This is a genomic window from Bacillus sp. AFS029533, assembly GCF_002585125.1.
Lineage (GTDB): Bacteria > Bacillota > Bacilli > Bacillales > Bacillaceae_G > Gottfriedia > Gottfriedia luciferensis_B.
In genome coordinates this window covers 78,481-96,459 of the sequence record NZ_NUQC01000017.1, presented here as the reverse complement: position 1 = coordinate 96,459, position 17,979 = coordinate 78,481, and the positions used below count along the sequence as shown (strand labels likewise).

The window sequence follows — 17,979 nt, the reverse complement described above, 5'->3', positions numbered from 1 at the left end:
GCAGTCAGAATCGTTTTCTAAATTAACCACAAATCGTTAAAAGTGTTTCATTTTCTTTAACGTTTTCTTTATTTACGGCATTAATTTCTAGATAATTAGTACTATTTGTAATAACGATAGGAGTTGTAACCTCGTAGCCTGCTTCTTTAATTTTTACTAAATCAAATTCAACTAGTAAGTCCCCAGCTTTCACAACGTCACCTTGGCTAATATGTGCTGTGAAAAATTCACCATCTAATTTAACTGTGTCCATTCCAACGTGAATTAGAATTTCAATTCCATTTTCAGATGTAATGCCAATCGCGTGCTTCGTTCTAAATAAAGTTGTAACAACACCATCTACAGGAGAAACAACTTTTCCCTCTTGAGGTTCGATGGCAATACCTTTACCTAAAGCTTCACTTGAGAATGTAGCATCCTTAACATCAGTTAAAGGTACAACTTTTCCTTTTATAGGACTTACTACTTCTTGAATACGGTTTTGATCAACGTTTTTTACTTCATTTACTACTTTTTCTTCCTTTTTGTCTTCTTTTACTTTTACATCCTCGAAGCCAATAAAGTATGCAGCAACTGTACCTGCGATAAACGCAATCGGTAAACCGATCAACGCATAAACAAATGTTTCACCAATAAAGAAAGGAATTCCTGGTAGACCAGCGTTACTTGGAATAACGTATAGTTTTACGGCCATCAATGCATAGTAAGCTCCACCGATTGCTCCACCTACTAAAGCCCCAATGAATGGCTTTTTAAGTCTCATATTTACACCATACATCGCTGGTTCTGTTACACCCATTAAAGCTGTCATACTAACTGAAAGTGCTAATGATTTAAATGATTTATTTTTTGATTTTAAGAATACTGCAAAAGCCGCTCCAGCTTGCCCCATATTAGCCATGAACATTGCTGGAAGGATTGTATCGTATCCTTTTGTGCTTAAGTTTCCAACTACAATTGGAAGAAACGCGTAGTGCATACCAGTCATAACGATTAAAGAGAATGTACCTCCAAGCAGAAGCCCTGCAAAAATACCTGTATGAGCATATAGGAACGTAACACCTTTAGAAAGACCAGTACCAATGAATACACCAAGTGGACCAACAGCAATTAAAGTGATCGGAACCATTACCAATAGAGTAATAGTCGGTACAATTATTAGTTTAACCATGCTCGGAGTTACACGATCAGTCCATTTTTCTACATAAGATGCAATCCAAATTGCCAATAAGATTGGAATAACGGACGAAGCATATGTTACAGCCGTTACAGGAAGTCCGATAAAATGAACTGGTTTGCCACTACTTAATAAAGCTGTAATGGACGGATGCATAATCGCACCAGCGATTGAAACTGCAACAAATTGATTGGAACCGAATTTTTTCGCTGCACTAAAAGCAACTAAGAACGGTATGAAGTAGAATGCACCGTCTCCGATTGCATTCATTATGATATATGCTTGACTTTTGTCTGAAATCCAGTGGAATGTCAAAAGAATTGCAAGAATTGCTTTGATCATACCCGCTCCAGTGATTGCAGGTAATATTGGTGCAAATGTTCCAGATATTACATCAAAAATACTTCCTATCCCTTTACCTTTAGCTTTTTTATTACCATCTGAATTACTAGAATTAATATTGGCACTTTTATTTATTTCATCAAATACTTTTACAACATCGTTTCCAATGATTACTTGAAATTGAGTGCCACTTCTGTTTACTCCCATAACACCATCAATTGCTTCGATTTTAGCTTTGTTTTTATCTGCTATGCTATCATCGTTCAAATTAAATCGAAGCCTAGTAATACAATGAATTAAATTGGTTATATTTTTTTCCCCACCGACTAAATCAATAATCTCACTAGCAGTTCGTTTATAATCCATAAATACCCCTCCTCAAATTATGGAAAATTCCAAAAATAATTAAAACATCTTCCTAGTTATTATTTTAGTAAAATAAAAAAAACCTAAACTACAGAAGCATGAAAAATCATCATACACTCTTGTAATTTAGGTTTTGCCTGCATGACCAGTAACAATCCTGAATTTTGTTATTTAATTTTAATTAAATACAGCGATATGTAAACTGGCCTATCTTGACTTCCTTCGTCCGGATCAAAAGTGTCCCAAGAAAACAAAAAACCTAAACTGCAACCTCTTAAAAAACATAAGAGACGACAATTTAGGTTTTGCCTGCACGACCAGTAACAATCCTATAAAATCGGATGTATTTAATTGATAATTTGATATTATCACTGTAAATTAACATTGTCAACGCTTTCATCAAAAAATTAATTTCTATTAACAACGCGAGCAATATGAATTGTTAGATAAAGTTTTTCTTCTGTACTTAATTCATATTCATATTTTTTTAGAACAAAATCTTTGATTTTTTCTGTACATATTGAGGCATCTTTATATTTCTCTTTTATTGTATTGAACAGAAAATCTTCCTCATTATTTAAATATGTCTTACTAAAAATCCTTTGAGCAAAAAATTTAAGATGTGTGACAAATCGATAATAGTTTAAAGATTCCTCATCAAACTCAATTTTAAAATGATATTTTACAATAGTTAATATTTCTTGAATGAACTTTGTAATATTTACAATATTCGTCATTTCCTCATTCAATTCCGCGTTTACTACATGCAAAGCAATAAAACCTGCTTCATCCTCAGGTAAACGGATCCCTGTTTTTTGCTCAATAATATTTAAAGCATGTTTACCAACCGAAAATTCTTCCTTATACAGTCGTTTTACTTCCCAAAGTAACGGGTTCTTGATTTCGAGTCCATTTTTCTGTCTATATAAGGCAAAATGAATATGATCTGTCAGAGACACATAAATACTTTCACTTAATTTTTTTCCCAATGTCTCTTTTGCAAAGCGGATAATTTCATCTGACAGTTCCATATATTGTAAAGGAATTTCTTCAAGCAGCTTCTTAAAATGCTCCGATAAATCCTTGTTATCCAACTTGAAAACCTTTTCAATCAGTTGCTCATCAACAGGATCACCTGGTTTTTTCTTAAAGGCTAGCCCTCTCCCCATAACAACCATTTCTTTATTTTGCTCATTCAAAACGCTTACTACATTGTTATTAATCACTTTATGGATGATCATCTATTTCACCTCTCTTGCGAAGGATTATTTGCGATACCATTTATTCTTTCTATACTAAAGCTTCTTTTTTTACAGGTCAATTTTACTACATCTATAGGTAAAAAAAACCTAAATAACCAATGTCTAACATTAAGACATTAATCATCTAGGTTTTGCCTGCATTGCAGTAACAATCCTTTTACTTATAAGATACAGATAATTATAAAAAATATCATATTTATTAACAAGATATTTTTATTTTTTGATTCTGTAAGAGTATAGGATTGCTATACATACATAAAGACCAGTGTACTTTTTACTATTTTGCTCTGCTAGTTTATTCCAAATTCTTCAGTTGGATGAACGACTGAGTACTCTCTGGTGTCTGCTAAAAAATCTATATCAGCAATTTAAATTATAAAATATAATGAATTTTCAGATAAAAAAAGAGATGCTAATTCTCATACGAATTACATCTCCAAACAATTACGATTCAATTAAAAGTTAGATCTTTTTATCAATTAAAATATGTCATTCACGCTTCATTCTCCAAATCACACTCATTAAGCTGAACAATTTTTGTTCTTTTTATTAGTTTATATCCAATCCATAAAATAAGGAATAATGGCAGCCCTATATATGAAACAAGTACACCGTTCCAGTCAATTGCTTTGCCCATAAATGCTGAATAGTTTTGTCCAAGAATAACGACCCCACATAGTACAAAAGCAAATATTGGTCCGAACGGGAACCATTTCGCTTTATACGGTAGGTCATTTAAATCCTTTCCTTGTGCTACGTATGCTTTACGGAATCGGTAATGACAAATTGCTATTCCAAGCCAAGCAATAAAACCAGACATACCTGAAGCATTAAGTAACCAAACGTAAACAACTCCGTCGCCAAATAGAGAAGCTAAAAATGCTAATGTACCGACTGCCGCTGTAATGATTAATGCATTAACAGGTACACCCCTTTTATTTAACCTACCTAATGCTTTTGGAGCTTTCCCTTGGCGAGCCATATCCCACAGCATTCGAGCTGAAGCATACATTCCAGAGTTTCCAGCTGATAAAACTGCCGTTAAGATTACTGCATTCATTACAGACGCTGCAAATGCAATGCCAGCTTTATCAAAAACTAGCGTAAATGGACTAACAGCTACATCTCCACTTGCTAGATTATGATTTGTATATGGTATTAACAGACCTATTACAAATATGGATAATACGTAAAATAATAAAATACGCCAAAAGATTTGGCGAGCCGCACGAGGAATATTTCGCTCTGGTTCCTCACTCTCCCCAGCAGCTACCCCTAATAACTCAGTACCTTGGAAAGAAAATCCAGCTGCCATAAAAATGCCAAGTGTCGCCATGAATCCTCCATGAAACGGAGCATCACCAACTGTAAAGTTTTTAAACCCTACTGCATCTCCACCAATAATTCCAAAAATCATTAAAAATCCCGAAATTAAAAAAATGATTACTGTAACAACTTTTATAATAGAAAACCAGTATTCAGATTCCCCAAACCCTTTAACAGACAGATAGTTTAACAGAAAGATAATAGCTAAAAATAATGAACTCCATAAGAGTGAGGATGTATGTGGCAACCAGAATTTCATAACCATTGTAACTGCGGCTAATTCAGCTGCTATCGTAATTGCCCAGTTATACCAGTAATTCCAGCCAAGTGCAAAACCAAGTGCAGGGTCAACGAATTTTGTTGCGTATGTACTAAAAGATCCTGCAACTGGCATATATGTAGCCATCTCAGCAAGGCTTGTCATTAAAAAGTACACCATTATTCCAATAGCTATGTAAGCTGCTAGAACACCACCTGGCCCTGCATTATGGATTGCTCCTCCACTTGCCAAAAATAGACCTGTTCCAATTGTTCCTCCTAGTGAAATCATTGTAATATGGCGAGGTTTTAATCCACGCTTCAACTCTTGAGGCATGGAAGGAATATGACTCTCAGAATCAATGACTGTTATTGTGTTTACCGTATTTTTCATTAAAATACTCCTTTTCAGTCGTTTTTTGGATTCGATAATTTTCTGCTTTTTTTAAACGTCCATTGGCGGGTTTAGGAAAAGTTTGAACATTAGAGAAAATGAGAAGCGAATGGTCGCTTCTCATTTCTTATTTGGAAAAGTCGAAATAATTCCTCTTTAATAATCTTTGTTGCTCGATCAACCCATTATATGAAGTCGATTTACCAAGCAGCTTCGTGTCAATTAAATATAATTGCTCCTCAATTGCACTAACAGTATCATCTGTTTGATATGTTATTTTACAATCTAAGCAAATGATACATGGTGTTTCTTTAATCTCAATTGCCTTCGTACCATCAGGAAGTTCCCAGTAGACTGTATTTGTTGATTCAACTATGTTAGCTGATTCGCACCACTGACATTTCATCATTCAGTGTCTCCTTGTGCACTTCCTACTAGCTTTTCACTAACTTGGATTTTTGTAAGCTGTGCTTGGAATTTCTTTTCTTTTAATTCGTCGCGTTTATCGCGCTTATCTTTTAAAGAAGCATGCTCTGGGTTTGTTGCATATGTTTTACGAACTTCCATACGTTGTAAACCTTCTGGTACAAGATTGAATTTTGTTTCATTCATTAATCCAGCGATTCCTGCATTGGAACGTTTTTCATCCATATTAGGATAAATTTCTTTAAAGTATGCTTCTGCTCTTCCTGGTACGTAGTTTTGTGGTTCTGGATAAGTAGTAATTACACCTTCAAAATTACGAAGAACAACTTTATCAGCACTTTGCGAAATTAAGTAATTTGGTTGAAGAGAAATTTTTCCTCCACCACCCGGTGCGTCTACTACAAATGTTGGTACTGCATATCCAGAAGTATGGCCGCGTAATCCTTCCATAATTTCTAAACCTTTTGAAACAGGCGCACGGAAGTGACCAATTCCTTCTGATAAATCACATTGATAAATATAATATGGACGAACACGAATTTTAACTAAATCATGCATTAGCTTTTTCATAATTGGTACACTGTCGTTAATTCCAGCTAAGATTACGGCTTGGTTTCCTAATGGTACACCAGCATTTGCAAGCATTTCGCAAGCTCGTTTCGATTCCTCTGTAATTTCAATTGAAGTATTAAAGTGAGTATTTAACCAAACCGGATGATATTTTTTTAAGATATTACAAAGATTTTCAGTAATACGTTGCGGGAATACTACAGGTGCCCTTGTACCAATACGGATAATTTCCACATGTGGAATATCACGTAAATTTTTTAAAATATACTCTAAAATATTATCGTTAATTAAAAGACCGTCTCCACCTGAAATAAGTACATCTCGTACTTGAGGATTTTTGCTAATGTAATTAATAGCAGCATCAAGCTGTTTCTTTGGCACTCCCATTCCAATTTGTCCTGAGAAACGACGTCTAGTACAGTAACGACAGTACATTGAGCATTGATTTGTTACTAAAAATAGGACACGATCTGGATAACGATGTGTTAAACCTGGTACAGGAGAATCTTCATCCTCATGAAGTGGGTCCTCTAAATCATACTTAGTTTTATGAATCTCCGCAGAGATTGGTACTGATTGCATACGAACTGGACAACGTGGGTCATCCGGATTCATTAACGATGCATAATATGGGGTAATGTTTAGTGGAATTGTTTTTGTCGCAATTCGTACCCCATCTTCTTCGTCTGGCGTGAGATTAATTACTTGCTTTAACTCATCCAATGATTTGATGGTGTTTGTAAGTTGCCAAACCCAATCATTCCATTGTTCATCTGTTACATCTTTCCATAATTCAACTTCTTTCCAATGTCTTTTTGGAGCATAGACTGCATTTACCATACTTACATCCCCTTTCAAACTGTTTGTTTTAATATATAGCAAGAGCCGTGCCAAAAATTTACAATTATTTAATAAAAACGCCACAAATATAGAAAATTCAAACTATTTAGCCTGTTTTTTTATTTTTTAAAGCTAAAATCTTAAGTTGGTATCTTCCTAAGAGGAATTAAAAATAATAAAACCGCCTAAAATTAGGCGGCTTGGCTATTGAATGAAGTGCTAAAACTAAATTTTTTAGAAGATTAAATTGTTGTTTATACTACGATATTTAACTTTTGAATCTTATATTGAAGAGTTTGCCTAGGTATTTCAAGTAGTGCTGAAGCTTGTTGAATATTAGAATTCGTTTGTAGTAAAGCTTGTTTAATGAGTGAAATTTCCATTTCCTGCATTGCCGAACGTAAAGGCTGAACTCCTTTTGTTTCAGTACTTTTCTTAATTTGTTGTAGTTGAATCGGTAGATGTTTGACTGTAAGAGTATGACCTTCTACCATAATCATAGCATGCTCAATCGTATGCTTTAGTTCCCGAACATTACCAGGCCAATTATACTGATGGAATAACTCAAATACAGTATGTTCTACATTTCGGATATTCTTTGAAAAACGTTCATTGAATTGCTCAACAAAATGAGACGTGAGCAGCTCGATATCATAATTCCTTTCTCTTAACGGAGGTATGAACAAAGAAAACACATTCAAACGATAATACAAATCCGGTCGCATAATACCGTTTTGAACGCAATCTAAAGGTGATTCATTAATTGCAGCGATTACTCTTACATTAACTTTACGAGTCTTTTGATCACCTATTCGGCGAACAACTCCATCCTCTAGTACTCTTAGTAGCTTGGCTTGAAGCTCTAATGGCATCGAATTTAGTTCATCTAAAAACAAGCTTCCACCATCGGCAAGTTCAAATAACCCTGCTCGATCAATCGCTCCCGTATAACTACCTTTTGTCGTACCAAATAGTATACTTTCCAGTAATGATTCTGGTAAAGCAGCACAGTTTTGAGCAATAAAAGGGCTTTCACTTCTATTTGAACTATGGTGAATTGACTGGACAAAAAGTTCTTTTCCAGTTCCAGTTTCACCAACTACCAGTACTGCAGAGTCTGCATTTGCTACCTTTTCAACTTGATTTTTTACGGCCATTAAAGCAGGGTCATTTGTTAATATATCTGTGATCGTATATGAGTGAACTTGTTTAGCTTTTCCTTTTTTTACTTGCGTTTTAATCCTCGCTTGTAAGTCTAATACCTTCTCACCAAGCGATTTAATTGTAGAATAATCCTTTGCAATTTCAACCGCACCGATCAATTGATCATCCAAAATGATCGGAATTGTCGTGTTAACAGTATCAATAAATTGGCCTTTAATATTTTCATAGCGTTGAGGCTGTTGAATAATCGCTTGTTTTGTTTCTAGTACTTTCAATAAGGTACTTGTTTCTTTCGTTAAAGAAGGGAAAGCTTCTAGTACATGCTTTCCCAGAACCTCCTCAACTGAAACACCGTCATGGTCAGCCGCAACTTGATTATAAAATATAGTCATTCCATTTTTGTCGACTGCGTGAATTGATTCATCGATACTATTTAATATGGCACTAATCATTTCATTAGTTGGAATTGTTGCGTTCATTTCATAACCATCCTTTCACTGCCGAAAACTTGGCGATTTGACGCTCAATTTTCGGCAGTTTGACATTAAAAGACTATTTTTGAAAGATCTTTCACCCATACGTTCATATCTTCTAATTTATCAAAGATATAGCAGTTGTTTGTCATTCTTCCAGTGTACTTATACCCTAATTGATGAAAGGCTGCATTCATTCCATATGATAATGCTCGCGCGATCGTATAAGAGCAATAAACTGATTGGCTTACTAAATCCTGTTCTAACTTCTTCATTAGCTCCTTCATCAATCCATGCTTACGATGCTCTTCAAGTGTTGCACAATTTGTTAGCTCAGCATTTCTTTGACTGAAGTCCACTTCAGCAGATGCTGCGCTTACAATATTTCCATCTTTCTCATAAACCCAATAAATAGTCCCTTCATCCATCGTCTTTTCAACATAGGCGGATTCATTTAAAGGTGTAGGATATACCTTAAAAACTTGACCATATAATTTAGCAAGTTTAGTTGAGTCATTTTTTTCAGCTCTTCGTAAAACATAATCGTTCGGAATTACCTTTTCTTTTGATCGATCACTCTTTAAAACAGCATCTAAAATGTCATCTCCAGCGTCCCAATAAAGACTATTTCTTCTATCCTGGCTAGCATATTTCGTAACGAAAAAGCCATCACTACCTTGAAAATAGCCTTTCAGTGCAGATTCAATCATATATCCTGATTGTAAGAAGGAATATAAATGTTCACTTCTTGCTTTAATAATTAGCTTAGTAAATTTGTTTTCTTTTGCTAATTTTTCTATTCTCTCAATTAGTAGTGATACATTCCCTAAGTAAAAATCAACTCGAATTCGCTCATTAAAATAATCTAAAGCACCTTCGAAATAATAGTTTTCCTGTTGAACTTTAATTGTTTCATAATACTTTTTCGTTTTCATATGCTCCCTCACCTTCATGTTGTTGGCCCTCAACTCCACACCAGTCAATTAATGTACAGGCAATGATTTCTGCAGCTAAAAACATTTGATCTAAATCAATAAATTCATCTGGGTAGTGAGCTACTTTTGTCTCTCCTGGTCCAAAAACAATCATTGGAATATTTAAAATTTGTGTAAATAATCCTCCATCAGTTCCCCATGGTGCAGCTTCAACTACTGGGTTTTGTTTCATTGTTTCAAGATAGTTTTGTTGCAAAGTTTGTACTAATTCACTATCAGCTTCAACAGTACCAGGAACCCATCTTGCTCCAAACCACTCTACTTCTACAGGATTTTCTACGAACCAATCATCAAGATTTTTAATATTATCTATCCAATTCTCAAATTCTATTTTCGCATCTTCTAATCTCTCATTTGGCGCAACTCCGAATCTTCCTTCTAAAGTCACTAAATCAGATACAGAAGATGGCCATGTTCCACCGTGAATTGTTCCAATATTGATTGGAATTGGAATCGGTACTCCATCATATAACGGATCAGCTATTCGTTCATTTCGTAATTGCTCAAGTTTTTGGATTTGTTGAATGATAAGTACGCTTTTTTCAATAGCGCTTACACCTTCGTAACGAGTACCTCCATGTGCTACCTTACCTTTTACTTTGAGACGGAACCACATTGATCCTTGCTGCTTAATGAAAAATTTCATATTTGTTGGTTCAGGTATAATAACACCATCAGCTGAGTATCCTCGCAATATAGTAGCAAGTGTACCAGCACCACCACTCTCTTCCTCGATTACACTTTGAAAATAAACATTTCCTTTTAGTGTAATACCACTTCGTTTTATTGCTTCTATTGCTAAAATTAGCGCAACATTTCCGCCCTTCATATCAGTTGCTCCACGCCCATAAAGCTTGTTATCTACAACTGTTGCACTGTAAGGAGCGTATGTCCATTGCTGAATATTTCCTTCTGGAACAACATCTATATGTCCATTTAGGATCATAGACTTTCCTCCGCTCGTTCCTTTAAGCGTAGCGACAATATTAGGACTACCAGTAAAACTGTCTCTTGTTGAAATAAAATAAGGATGCTCTTTCATTTCTTTTAGATCTGGTTCCCATACGTCTAAATCCAAATCAAGTTCTCTTAGTTTTTCAAGGACAATTGCTTGTGCCTTACTCTCATTACCAGACACACTATTTTCCATTACTAGCTGTTTAAGAAGATCAACTGTTTTATCTTTATGATTGCTTATATAATCTTGAATAACTTTTTTGTAATGACTCATCCTCTTCACCCTTTTCTATATAAACATTTTTAAATCCGTACTAATTTCTAGTTTCGCACCAGTCTTTTCAATTACATCCTCTACAGTATATGGACTCATTAGTTCTTTAAGCACTAAAGTATCATCGACTACTTCAATGACAGCCATTTCCGTTATGATTAAATCAACACAAGACTTAGAAGTTAATGGCAAACTACATTCTTTCACAATTTTTGGATTCCCAGCTTTGTCGGTATGATTCATAACGACTATTACTCTCTTAGCCTTTTGAGCTAAATCCATTGCTCCACCTATTCCTGGTACACGCTTTCCAGGTACAATCCAGTTTGCTAAATCTCCTTTTTCACTAACTTGTAATGCCCCTAGAACCGTTAAATCTAGTAAACCTCTTCGTATAATGCCAAAAGCAGTAGCACTATCAAAATAGCTAGAACCTTTTAAAACAGTGATTGGGAAACCACCTGCATTACATAAATTTTCATCCTCTTTCCCTTTTTCGGGACTCGGTCCAATTCCCATAACACCATTTTCCGCATGGAACATAACATGTACATCTTCTGGTAAGTAATCGGGAACAATGGATGGAATTCCAATTCCTAAATTTACGATCATTCCGTTTTTTATTTCCTTAGCAGCTCGCATCGCAATTTTTTGACGAAAGTCTATTCCCATGCCCATTTCCAGTTCACTCCTTCTGATGAAATTATGTAATCAACAAACACACCTGGAGTTACGATTTCCTCAGGATTCAACGAGCCAAGTGGAACGATTTCTTCCGCTTCTACAATCGTAATATCTCCTGCCATAGCCATATGAGGATTCATATTCCTTGCACTCTTGTCAAAAACCAAGTTTCCAAATGGATCAGCTTTCTTTGCAAAAATAATACTAACTTCTGCTTTAAGAGCTTCTTCAACTAGAAATTGTTTACCTTTTACAAACACTTTCTCTTTACCGTCTTCTGTCATACTATCAAGACCTACATCTACTAAAACTCCTCCAAGTCCCATTCCTCCAGCACGGATACGCTCTGCTAAAGTACCCTGCGGAGAAAATTCTACTTTGAGCTTTCCTTCCGTCATTAATTTTCCGGCAAACGGATTCGATCCTATATGAGATGTCACAATTGATTTGATTCTTTCATTCCTTACCATCCTTCCGATACCAATATCCGGAAATCCAGTATCATTGCTAATTAAGTGAAGATCCTTAACTCCACTATCAAATAATGCTTGAAGTAAAGTTGGCGGTGAACCGACTCCTCCAAATCCTCCAACCATTAGTGTCATGTCATCATGAAAAAATTGAAGAATTTGTTCTATAGTTGCTATTTTTTTATAAGTATTTTCAACTAAATTCATACTGTTTCCCCCTTAGCTGTAAAAGTAAGATGGGATTGTTCCATTTCCAATTCCTTTAAACCATCTGTAAGAATTTGAAGCAATTCATCCATTTCCCCATATGTAATCGTTAAAGGTGGCGCAATCATGAAAGCTGAATCTTCTTTTCCGTTTTTTCCAGCAACAGAAGGGTATAAAAGTAGCCCCTTACTCATTACTTTTTGAATAAAGGAACTTGATTTAATACCGTGAATAAATTCAATGCCGATTAACAAACCTTTTCCTCTAACATCTCCAATGAATGGAAATTTCTCTTTTAATCCTTGGAGCTTATTCAACAGATAATTACCTTTTTCTTCTGCGGCTTGTACTAAATTATGTTTCTCAACATACTCAATTACGGCTAATGAAACAGCAGCTGATAGTGGGTTAGCACTAAAAGTATGTCCACTCATAACAAGTTTTGAACCTTGCATAATCGGTTCCATAACTCGATCACTAGCAATCATTGCAGCCATTGGTGTATAGCCAGATGTTAATCCTTTTCCTAGCGTAACGATATCAGGCTGAACACCCCAATGCTCCATTGCAAACATTTTCCCAGTACGTCCAAGACCAGTCATAACCTCGTCTGCAATCAGTAAAATATCGTACTTTTCACAAATAGCTTTAATTCTTTGGTAATAACCTTTAGATGGTACAATCGCACCGCCTGCAGCACCGATAATTGGTTCAGCAATAAATGCAGCAATATGTTCAGGGCCAATTCGATCAATGGCTGTTTCTAATTCAGATGCACACGCTAAATCACAAGATGGATGTTCTAAGTTGAAAGGACATCGATAGCAATATGGTGGTGAAACTGAAGGGTAATCCTCCAGAATTGGTACAAATCTTTGACGTCTTAAAGGGTGACCAGACATAGATAAAGCTCCAATTGTTATGCCATGGTAACTCATCCAACGTGAGAGGATTTTATTCTTCCCCTTCATTCCCTTTTCTTGGTAATGCTGTATCGCTAGTTTCATAGCAGTTTCTGTTGCTTCAGTACCACTATTAACAAAGAACGTCCAATTTAAATCACCTTGAGTGATATCACTCAGCTTCTTTGCTAGCTTCTCAGCAGGTTCACTCGTAAACTGTGAACGATAAACAAAAGAAACTTGTTTTGCTTGTTCAGTCATAACATCAATGATTTCTTCAACCCCATGACCAATTCCCACAGTAATTGCTCCGGATGAACCATCAATGTACCTATTACCATCTTGATCATATAGGTACACACCCTTTCCATGAGAAATCATAGGATAATGCTGGCCAAGTAATGGTTTAATTAAATAATCTCTTTCCACTTTTTATCCCCATCCTTCCTGATGTAAAACGCAAAAAGCCACACTACTAAATATTGGAAATTTAAATAGAGGGTATTTTTTAGTATTCTTGCTTTCTGAGATACTTCCTTTTTATTTTTTTCACTTAATCTCTGTAACTAAAAATTAATTAGCTGTTTTTACTTCTTAACTAAAGATTTGTACAGATAGTTGCCCGCCCCAATTGATGGCCATATACATATCTATATAAAAGAAAACTCGTCGACTGATGATCCTTTTTGGTTAAGTCAGAAGCGTAGTTGCACTTATACTTAACTCCTAAAATTGGCAACCACGTCGAGTAAGATTCCCTGCTGCCAATTTATAATTTTTAACGAGAAAAAATATGTATCACAATCAGTTGGCGGTGAAGATCAAAAATGGATTTATCGGAGAAAGTTAGAGCTGAGATAGATAGTCTAATAGATAAAATTAAATTGGATCAGAGTGATGATGGATCATGGAGATATTGCTTCGAGAGCGGTCCTATGACAGATGCCTATATGATTATTATTTTAAGAACGATTGAATGCCATGATGAAGAACTAATTAAGAAGCTGGTAAATCGTTTATTAATAAAGCAAGACGACAGTGGGGCGTGGAAACTTTTTGATGATGACTCAGGAAATTTATCGGTAACTGTAGAAGCTTACACTGCATTGCTTTTCTCGGGTTATATAGAAACTACTGATAAAAAAATGAAGAAAGCAGAAACGTTCATTCGTCAAAATGGGGGATTAGAGAGTGTACACGTCTCCACTAAATTTATGCTTGCCTTACATGAATTGTATCCATGGCCTAGATTTTTTCCAGTCCCTCTCCTTTTGATGAATTTACCAAAGTTTCTTCCTTTCTCCTTCTTTAAATTTAGTTCTTATGTTCGATTCCACTTTGCTCCACTTTTAATATTAGGACATAAAAAATTTACGATTAAAAATAAATGGACACCTACTATACAACATTTATTTACAAACAATAAATTTAAAGCGATGAACAAAAAGCGGAATTTCCCATATTTTAAAATACCTTTCAAAAAAACTTTATCCAAAATGGCTATTAAGAAGGCCGAGCAATATATTCTTCAAAATATTGAAGGAGATGGAACATTATCTAGTTATGCCAGCGCTACTTTTATTGGAATTTATGCACTTCTTTCATTAGGTTATCAAGCTACTTCTCCCGTCATTCAAAATGCTATTTTAGGTATAAAATCTTTCCTATTTGAATTGGAAGATTCCCTTCATATCCAAAATTCCCCTTCGACAATATGGGATACAGCACTTACTAGTTATGCATTGCAGGAAGCAGGTGTGCCAATAACTGATAAAGTGATTGAGTCCGCTTCTAACTACTTAGTCTCCCTCCAACATACGGTAGTCGAGAAAGATCATAGGATTTGTTTAGGAGGATGGGGTTTTACGGAAAGTAATACTCAAAATCCGGATGTAGATGATACACAAGCAGTCTTAAGAGCAACAACTGATTTCTCTTTAATAGATGATGGTTATCGAAAGTCTTGGAACGCTGGGGTGAAATGGTTATTGGATATGCAAAATAAGGACGGCGGATGGGCCTCATTTGAAAAAAACAGTAGCAAGTACTTAAAACTCATCTTTCCTATCCAAAATTTTGTTGATACTGCTGTTGATCCATCTACAGCAGATTTGACTGGAAGAACAATCGAATTTCTAGGATCTAAATTAAAATTAAATAAAGTTCATCCAAGAATTGATGATGGAGTTAATTGGTTAATCCATCATCAACACGAAGATGGTTCATGGTACGGTCGTTGGGGGATTTCATATATTTATGGAACATGGGCCGCTATTACTGGTATGAAATCGGTCGGTATCCCCTCAAATCACCCTAGCATTCAAAAAGCTAATAACTGGTTACTCAATATAAAAAACGAAGATGGTGGCTGGGGTGAGTCTTGTAAAAGCGATATAGAAAGAAAGTATATCCCTCTTTCTTATTCGACAATTGTTCATACATCATGGGTTGTGGATACGCTCATTTCAATCAACGATTATCCTACTAGTGAAATTGACGATGGAATATCAAACATTTTAAACTGGTTAAATATCCATGATAAGCGATTGACCTATCCGACAGGTGGAGGATTACCAGGTCATTTTTATATAAATTACCATAGCTACCGTTATATTTGGCCCTTATTGACATTAAGTCATTATCTAAAAAAGTATAAGACAAGTGACTAATTTATGATTTCTAGTTAAACGCCTCGTCCCTATTTTCTTTAACGGCATATAATACATTGTTGAAAAAATATTTGTGTGCATGTCATTTTAGTTAATGGTTTAAACAATAAAGGAGTGGCTTTATGGGAAATCTTGACCCAAGCTTAATGAGAGAATTTTGTGGTAAAATTTGTGATCCTCGCAAGTTTCCACGCATTTATAGTATTCTTCGATCATACCGTAAAAATGATTTAAAAAGCCGAGAAGGTGCATGCCATATGATTGATAGACTATCGGATTGCTGTAGTGTATCAATCACTCCGGAACAACGCGAAAACGCAGCTCAATGGCTAATGAATTGTGACGTAAACCCACAAGATCCTGATCACCAAAGAGAAATGTGGAATATGATAAAAAGCAGTAGAAGACGTTCTTGGTTTTAATTAATTGCATACTGTAATTTTTAATATTTTTTATATAAAAGGCCTATAAGCTTCCTCTTTTGAATTAATAAGGGGAATTTTATAGGCCTCTTTGTGTGGATGATTTTATACAAAAATATGAATATACGATAGTTTCTTTATTCAACTAATGGCAATTTAGTTGAATAAGCGGTATTAGCTTTCTCAGTAATTGGACCATATTTTGGAATAAAGCTATTGCTCAATTAAGGGAATTTTGAAATCTAAATTTTAAATTATATTACCTCTTTCATTTTTAAATCTATTCAAAGTATAATTTTCCAAAAGGAGTAGAGACTTTTGAAAAAGGAACAAGCTAGCATACGTGAAAGGAAAAGTTAAAATGAAAAAATATAAGAATTGTCAAAGCTGCGGAATGCCATTAGCAAAAGATGAGCTTGGCAGTGGGACAGAAAGAAATGGAACGAAAAGTGAAAAATATTGTAGTCATTGCTACATGAACGGTGAATTCACTTTACCTAATCTTACCGTTGATGAAATGAAAGCTAGAGTGAAACAAAAGATCGTGGAATTTGGTATGCCTAAGTTTATCGCAACGCTTTTTACTAGAAATATTCATAAGCTTGAACGATGGGATAGAGTAAAATAGTAAATAATTGGGTGACTAATATTTCGTTTCTTAAATGAGTAAACATATTAACATTTAAAACCATTAAAAGAACATCCAAAAAAATGATAATTTCATCATTATTAAATGTTCATTTAATGTCCGTTTTCCCTATTGACCATTTTATATTTCAACACTCTGCAAAAATCCTTCCATAAAGGAAGGATTTTTTGCCTTTTCTATTTGAGATCCAGTTTATTTATTTGCACAAAGTCTTTCATATACACTCTGTTTGGTCTTTCAAGCATAACTGCCATTTGTTCTGTCCATCGGTCTTTTCTTTTACCGCCGGTTCTTTGTTCATAATAACTTGAGACTACTTCATCGAACTCTTGTAACTGCTTTACATAGACTTCTTTATCTTGCTGATATTCGTTCTCATGGTAAATATGTTCGAACGGCAATCTCGGTTTGTGGTCTGTAATTTGTTTCGGATATCCCACTGCAATTCCAAACAAAGGTAAAACTCGCTCAGGCGTTTTTAACAATGTTTTCACTTCTTCAAGGTTATTTCGGATTCCTCCAATATAACAAATTCCCAGCCCCATGGATTCTGCTGCAATTGCAGCATTTTGTGCAGCTAAAGATGCATCGATCAATGCAACCATAAAATTCTCAGTGCTTTCTATTGATGGAAGGACATTTTTCTTTTCATTTTCTCCTATAACGGAATGGCGGTAAAGATCGGCGCAAAATACGAAAAAGTGACCATTTTTCTCAACATACTCCTGGTTACCAGCTAGCTCAGCTAACTTTTTCTTACAGAGTTTATCTTTTACACCGATGATTGAGTATGCCTGCATATAACTAGAAGTTGCGGCTGATTGAGCACAAGAAACAATCGTTTTTATTTGTTCATCCGATAGAGGCTTATCCTCAAAATAACGGATAGAACGGTGTTCAATTATTGTCGATATAACATCATTCATGGAATAATACTTCCTTTCTGATTTGAAAATGATTATTAAGTTAAGTTATCTATTTAAATCTTTCGACCATCATTAAACAGTAACTTTTTTCTAATATTTACTGATGCATCAGGTATTTCTTCCATTTGTATTCTTATGTCTTTTGTAAAACTCTAGATGTTTTCTGTAAAAATTCTGATGAGCAGGATAACTCCTTCCTTAATGCTTCATAAAATTGATCTACAGT

At 35.1% G+C, this 17,979-nt stretch carries 15 protein-coding genes; 3 read left to right on the top strand and 12 right to left on the bottom strand.

Annotated features, from left to right (window positions below; all coding sequences use genetic code 11):
* Positions 1-22: 22 nt before the first annotated feature.
* The 11 genes from COE53_RS09395 to COE53_RS09345 form a co-directional block, all read right to left on the bottom strand.
* Positions 23-1,885: a beta-glucoside-specific PTS transporter subunit IIABC gene (locus COE53_RS09395; protein WP_069032699.1), complete on the bottom strand. Its 1,863-nt coding sequence runs from the start codon at positions 1,883-1,885 to the stop codon at positions 23-25.
* A 407-nt stretch (positions 1,886-2,292) separates the two neighbouring features.
* Positions 2,293-3,126, bottom strand: coding sequence for a BglG family transcription antiterminator LicT (licT, locus tag COE53_RS09390; protein WP_069032698.1), 834 nt, complete (start codon positions 3,124-3,126; stop codon positions 2,293-2,295).
* Between the two features lie 514 nt (positions 3,127-3,640).
* The gene (locus COE53_RS09385; protein ID WP_069032791.1) at positions 3,641-5,068 is read right to left on the bottom strand and encodes an amino acid permease; all 1,428 of its coding nucleotides are present in this window, start codon (positions 5,066-5,068) and stop codon (positions 3,641-3,643) included.
* Between the two features lie 184 nt (positions 5,069-5,252).
* A complete protein-coding gene (locus COE53_RS09380) occupies positions 5,253-5,531 on the bottom strand; it encodes a YokU family protein (protein ID WP_069032790.1) in 279 nt (92 codons plus the stop codon).
* Positions 5,531-6,961, bottom strand: a complete 1,431-nt coding sequence (gene kamA, locus COE53_RS09375) for a lysine 2,3-aminomutase (protein ID WP_069032697.1) — start codon at positions 6,959-6,961, stop codon at positions 5,531-5,533. The genes COE53_RS09380 and kamA overlap by 1 nt, the downstream gene beginning before the upstream one ends.
* A gap of 254 nt (positions 6,962-7,215) precedes the next feature.
* The gene (locus COE53_RS09370; protein ID WP_098947882.1) at positions 7,216-8,604 is read right to left on the bottom strand and encodes a sigma-54 interaction domain-containing protein; all 1,389 of its coding nucleotides are present in this window, start codon (positions 8,602-8,604) and stop codon (positions 7,216-7,218) included.
* A gap of 65 nt (positions 8,605-8,669) precedes the next feature.
* Positions 8,670-9,533: a putative beta-lysine N-acetyltransferase gene (gene ablB / locus COE53_RS09365; RefSeq protein WP_069032695.1), complete on the bottom strand. Its 864-nt coding sequence runs from the start codon at positions 9,531-9,533 to the stop codon at positions 8,670-8,672.
* Positions 9,511-10,824 carry a peptidase gene (locus COE53_RS09360; RefSeq protein WP_069032694.1) on the bottom strand — a complete coding sequence of 438 codons (1,314 nt, stop codon included), beginning with the start codon at positions 10,822-10,824 and terminating at the stop codon, positions 9,511-9,513. The genes ablB and COE53_RS09360 overlap by 23 nt, the downstream gene beginning before the upstream one ends.
* A 15-nt stretch (positions 10,825-10,839) precedes the next feature.
* Positions 10,840-11,502, bottom strand: coding sequence for a 3-oxoacid CoA-transferase subunit B (locus COE53_RS09355; RefSeq protein WP_069032693.1), 663 nt, complete (start codon positions 11,500-11,502; stop codon positions 10,840-10,842).
* Entirely contained in the window at positions 11,487-12,185 is a 699-nt protein-coding gene (locus COE53_RS09350; protein ID WP_069032692.1) for a CoA transferase subunit A, read from the bottom strand. Before COE53_RS09350 ends, COE53_RS09355 begins: the two co-directional genes overlap by 16 nt.
* Positions 12,182-13,516, bottom strand: a complete 1,335-nt coding sequence (locus tag COE53_RS09345) for an aspartate aminotransferase family protein (RefSeq protein ID WP_084006772.1) — start codon at positions 13,514-13,516, stop codon at positions 12,182-12,184. The genes COE53_RS09350 and COE53_RS09345 overlap by 4 nt, the downstream gene beginning before the upstream one ends.
* Positions 13,517-13,914: 398 nt before the next feature.
* Here COE53_RS09345 and COE53_RS09340 point away from each other — a divergent pair, with 398 nt between their 5' ends.
* From COE53_RS09340 to COE53_RS09330, 3 genes are all read left to right on the top strand, one after another.
* Positions 13,915-15,756: a terpene cyclase/mutase family protein gene (locus COE53_RS09340; RefSeq protein ID WP_069032691.1), complete on the top strand. Its 1,842-nt coding sequence runs from the start codon at positions 13,915-13,917 to the stop codon at positions 15,754-15,756.
* A gap of 122 nt (positions 15,757-15,878) precedes the next feature.
* Positions 15,879-16,178 carry a hypothetical protein gene (locus COE53_RS09335; protein ID WP_069032690.1) on the top strand — a complete coding sequence of 100 codons (300 nt, stop codon included), beginning with the start codon at positions 15,879-15,881 and terminating at the stop codon, positions 16,176-16,178.
* Between the two features lie 361 nt (positions 16,179-16,539).
* Positions 16,540-16,806: a zinc ribbon domain-containing protein gene (locus COE53_RS09330; RefSeq protein WP_069032788.1), complete on the top strand. Its 267-nt coding sequence runs from the start codon at positions 16,540-16,542 to the stop codon at positions 16,804-16,806.
* Between the two features lie 197 nt (positions 16,807-17,003).
* Here the strand turns inward: COE53_RS09330 and nfsA are convergent, their stop codons facing one another.
* Positions 17,004-17,753 carry an oxygen-insensitive NADPH nitroreductase gene (gene nfsA / locus COE53_RS09325; RefSeq protein WP_069032689.1) on the bottom strand — a complete coding sequence of 250 codons (750 nt, stop codon included), beginning with the start codon at positions 17,751-17,753 and terminating at the stop codon, positions 17,004-17,006.
* Between the last annotated feature and the right edge of the window lie 226 nt (positions 17,754-17,979).

What these genes read in the sequence shown, in the direction of transcription:
- COE53_RS09385 (WP_069032791.1), bottom strand. Translation starts at nt 5,068, where the DNA reads ATGCCTCAAGAGTTGAAGCGTGGATTAAAACCTCGCCATATTACAATG.
- COE53_RS09370 (WP_098947882.1), bottom strand. Translation starts at nt 8,604, where the DNA reads ATGAACGCAACAATTCCAACTAATGAAATGATTAGTGCCATATTAAAT.
- COE53_RS09330 (WP_069032788.1), top strand. Translation starts at nt 16,540, where the DNA reads ATGAAAAAATATAAGAATTGTCAAAGCTGCGGAATGCCATTAGCAAAA.
- kamA (WP_069032697.1), bottom strand. Translation starts at nt 6,961, where the DNA reads ATGGTAAATGCAGTCTATGCTCCAAAAAGACATTGGAAAGAAGTTGAA.
- licT (WP_069032698.1), bottom strand. Translation starts at nt 3,126, where the DNA reads ATGATCATCCATAAAGTGATTAATAACAATGTAGTAAGCGTTTTGAAT.
- COE53_RS09380 (WP_069032790.1), bottom strand. Translation starts at nt 5,531, where the DNA reads ATGAAATGTCAGTGGTGCGAATCAGCTAACATAGTTGAATCAACAAAT.
- ablB (WP_069032695.1), bottom strand. Translation starts at nt 9,533, where the DNA reads ATGAAAACGAAAAAGTATTATGAAACAATTAAAGTTCAACAGGAAAAC.
- COE53_RS09395 (WP_069032699.1), bottom strand. Translation starts at nt 1,885, where the DNA reads ATGGATTATAAACGAACTGCTAGTGAGATTATTGATTTAGTCGGTGGG.
- COE53_RS09340 (WP_069032691.1), top strand. Translation starts at nt 13,915, where the DNA reads ATGGATTTATCGGAGAAAGTTAGAGCTGAGATAGATAGTCTAATAGAT.
- COE53_RS09360 (WP_069032694.1), bottom strand. Translation starts at nt 10,824, where the DNA reads ATGAGTCATTACAAAAAAGTTATTCAAGATTATATAAGCAATCATAAA.
- nfsA (WP_069032689.1), bottom strand. Translation starts at nt 17,753, where the DNA reads ATGAATGATGTTATATCGACAATAATTGAACACCGTTCTATCCGTTAT.
- COE53_RS09350 (WP_069032692.1), bottom strand. Translation starts at nt 12,185, where the DNA reads ATGAATTTAGTTGAAAATACTTATAAAAAAATAGCAACTATAGAACAA.
- COE53_RS09335 (WP_069032690.1), top strand. Translation starts at nt 15,879, where the DNA reads ATGGGAAATCTTGACCCAAGCTTAATGAGAGAATTTTGTGGTAAAATT.
- COE53_RS09355 (WP_069032693.1), bottom strand. Translation starts at nt 11,502, where the DNA reads ATGGGCATGGGAATAGACTTTCGTCAAAAAATTGCGATGCGAGCTGCT.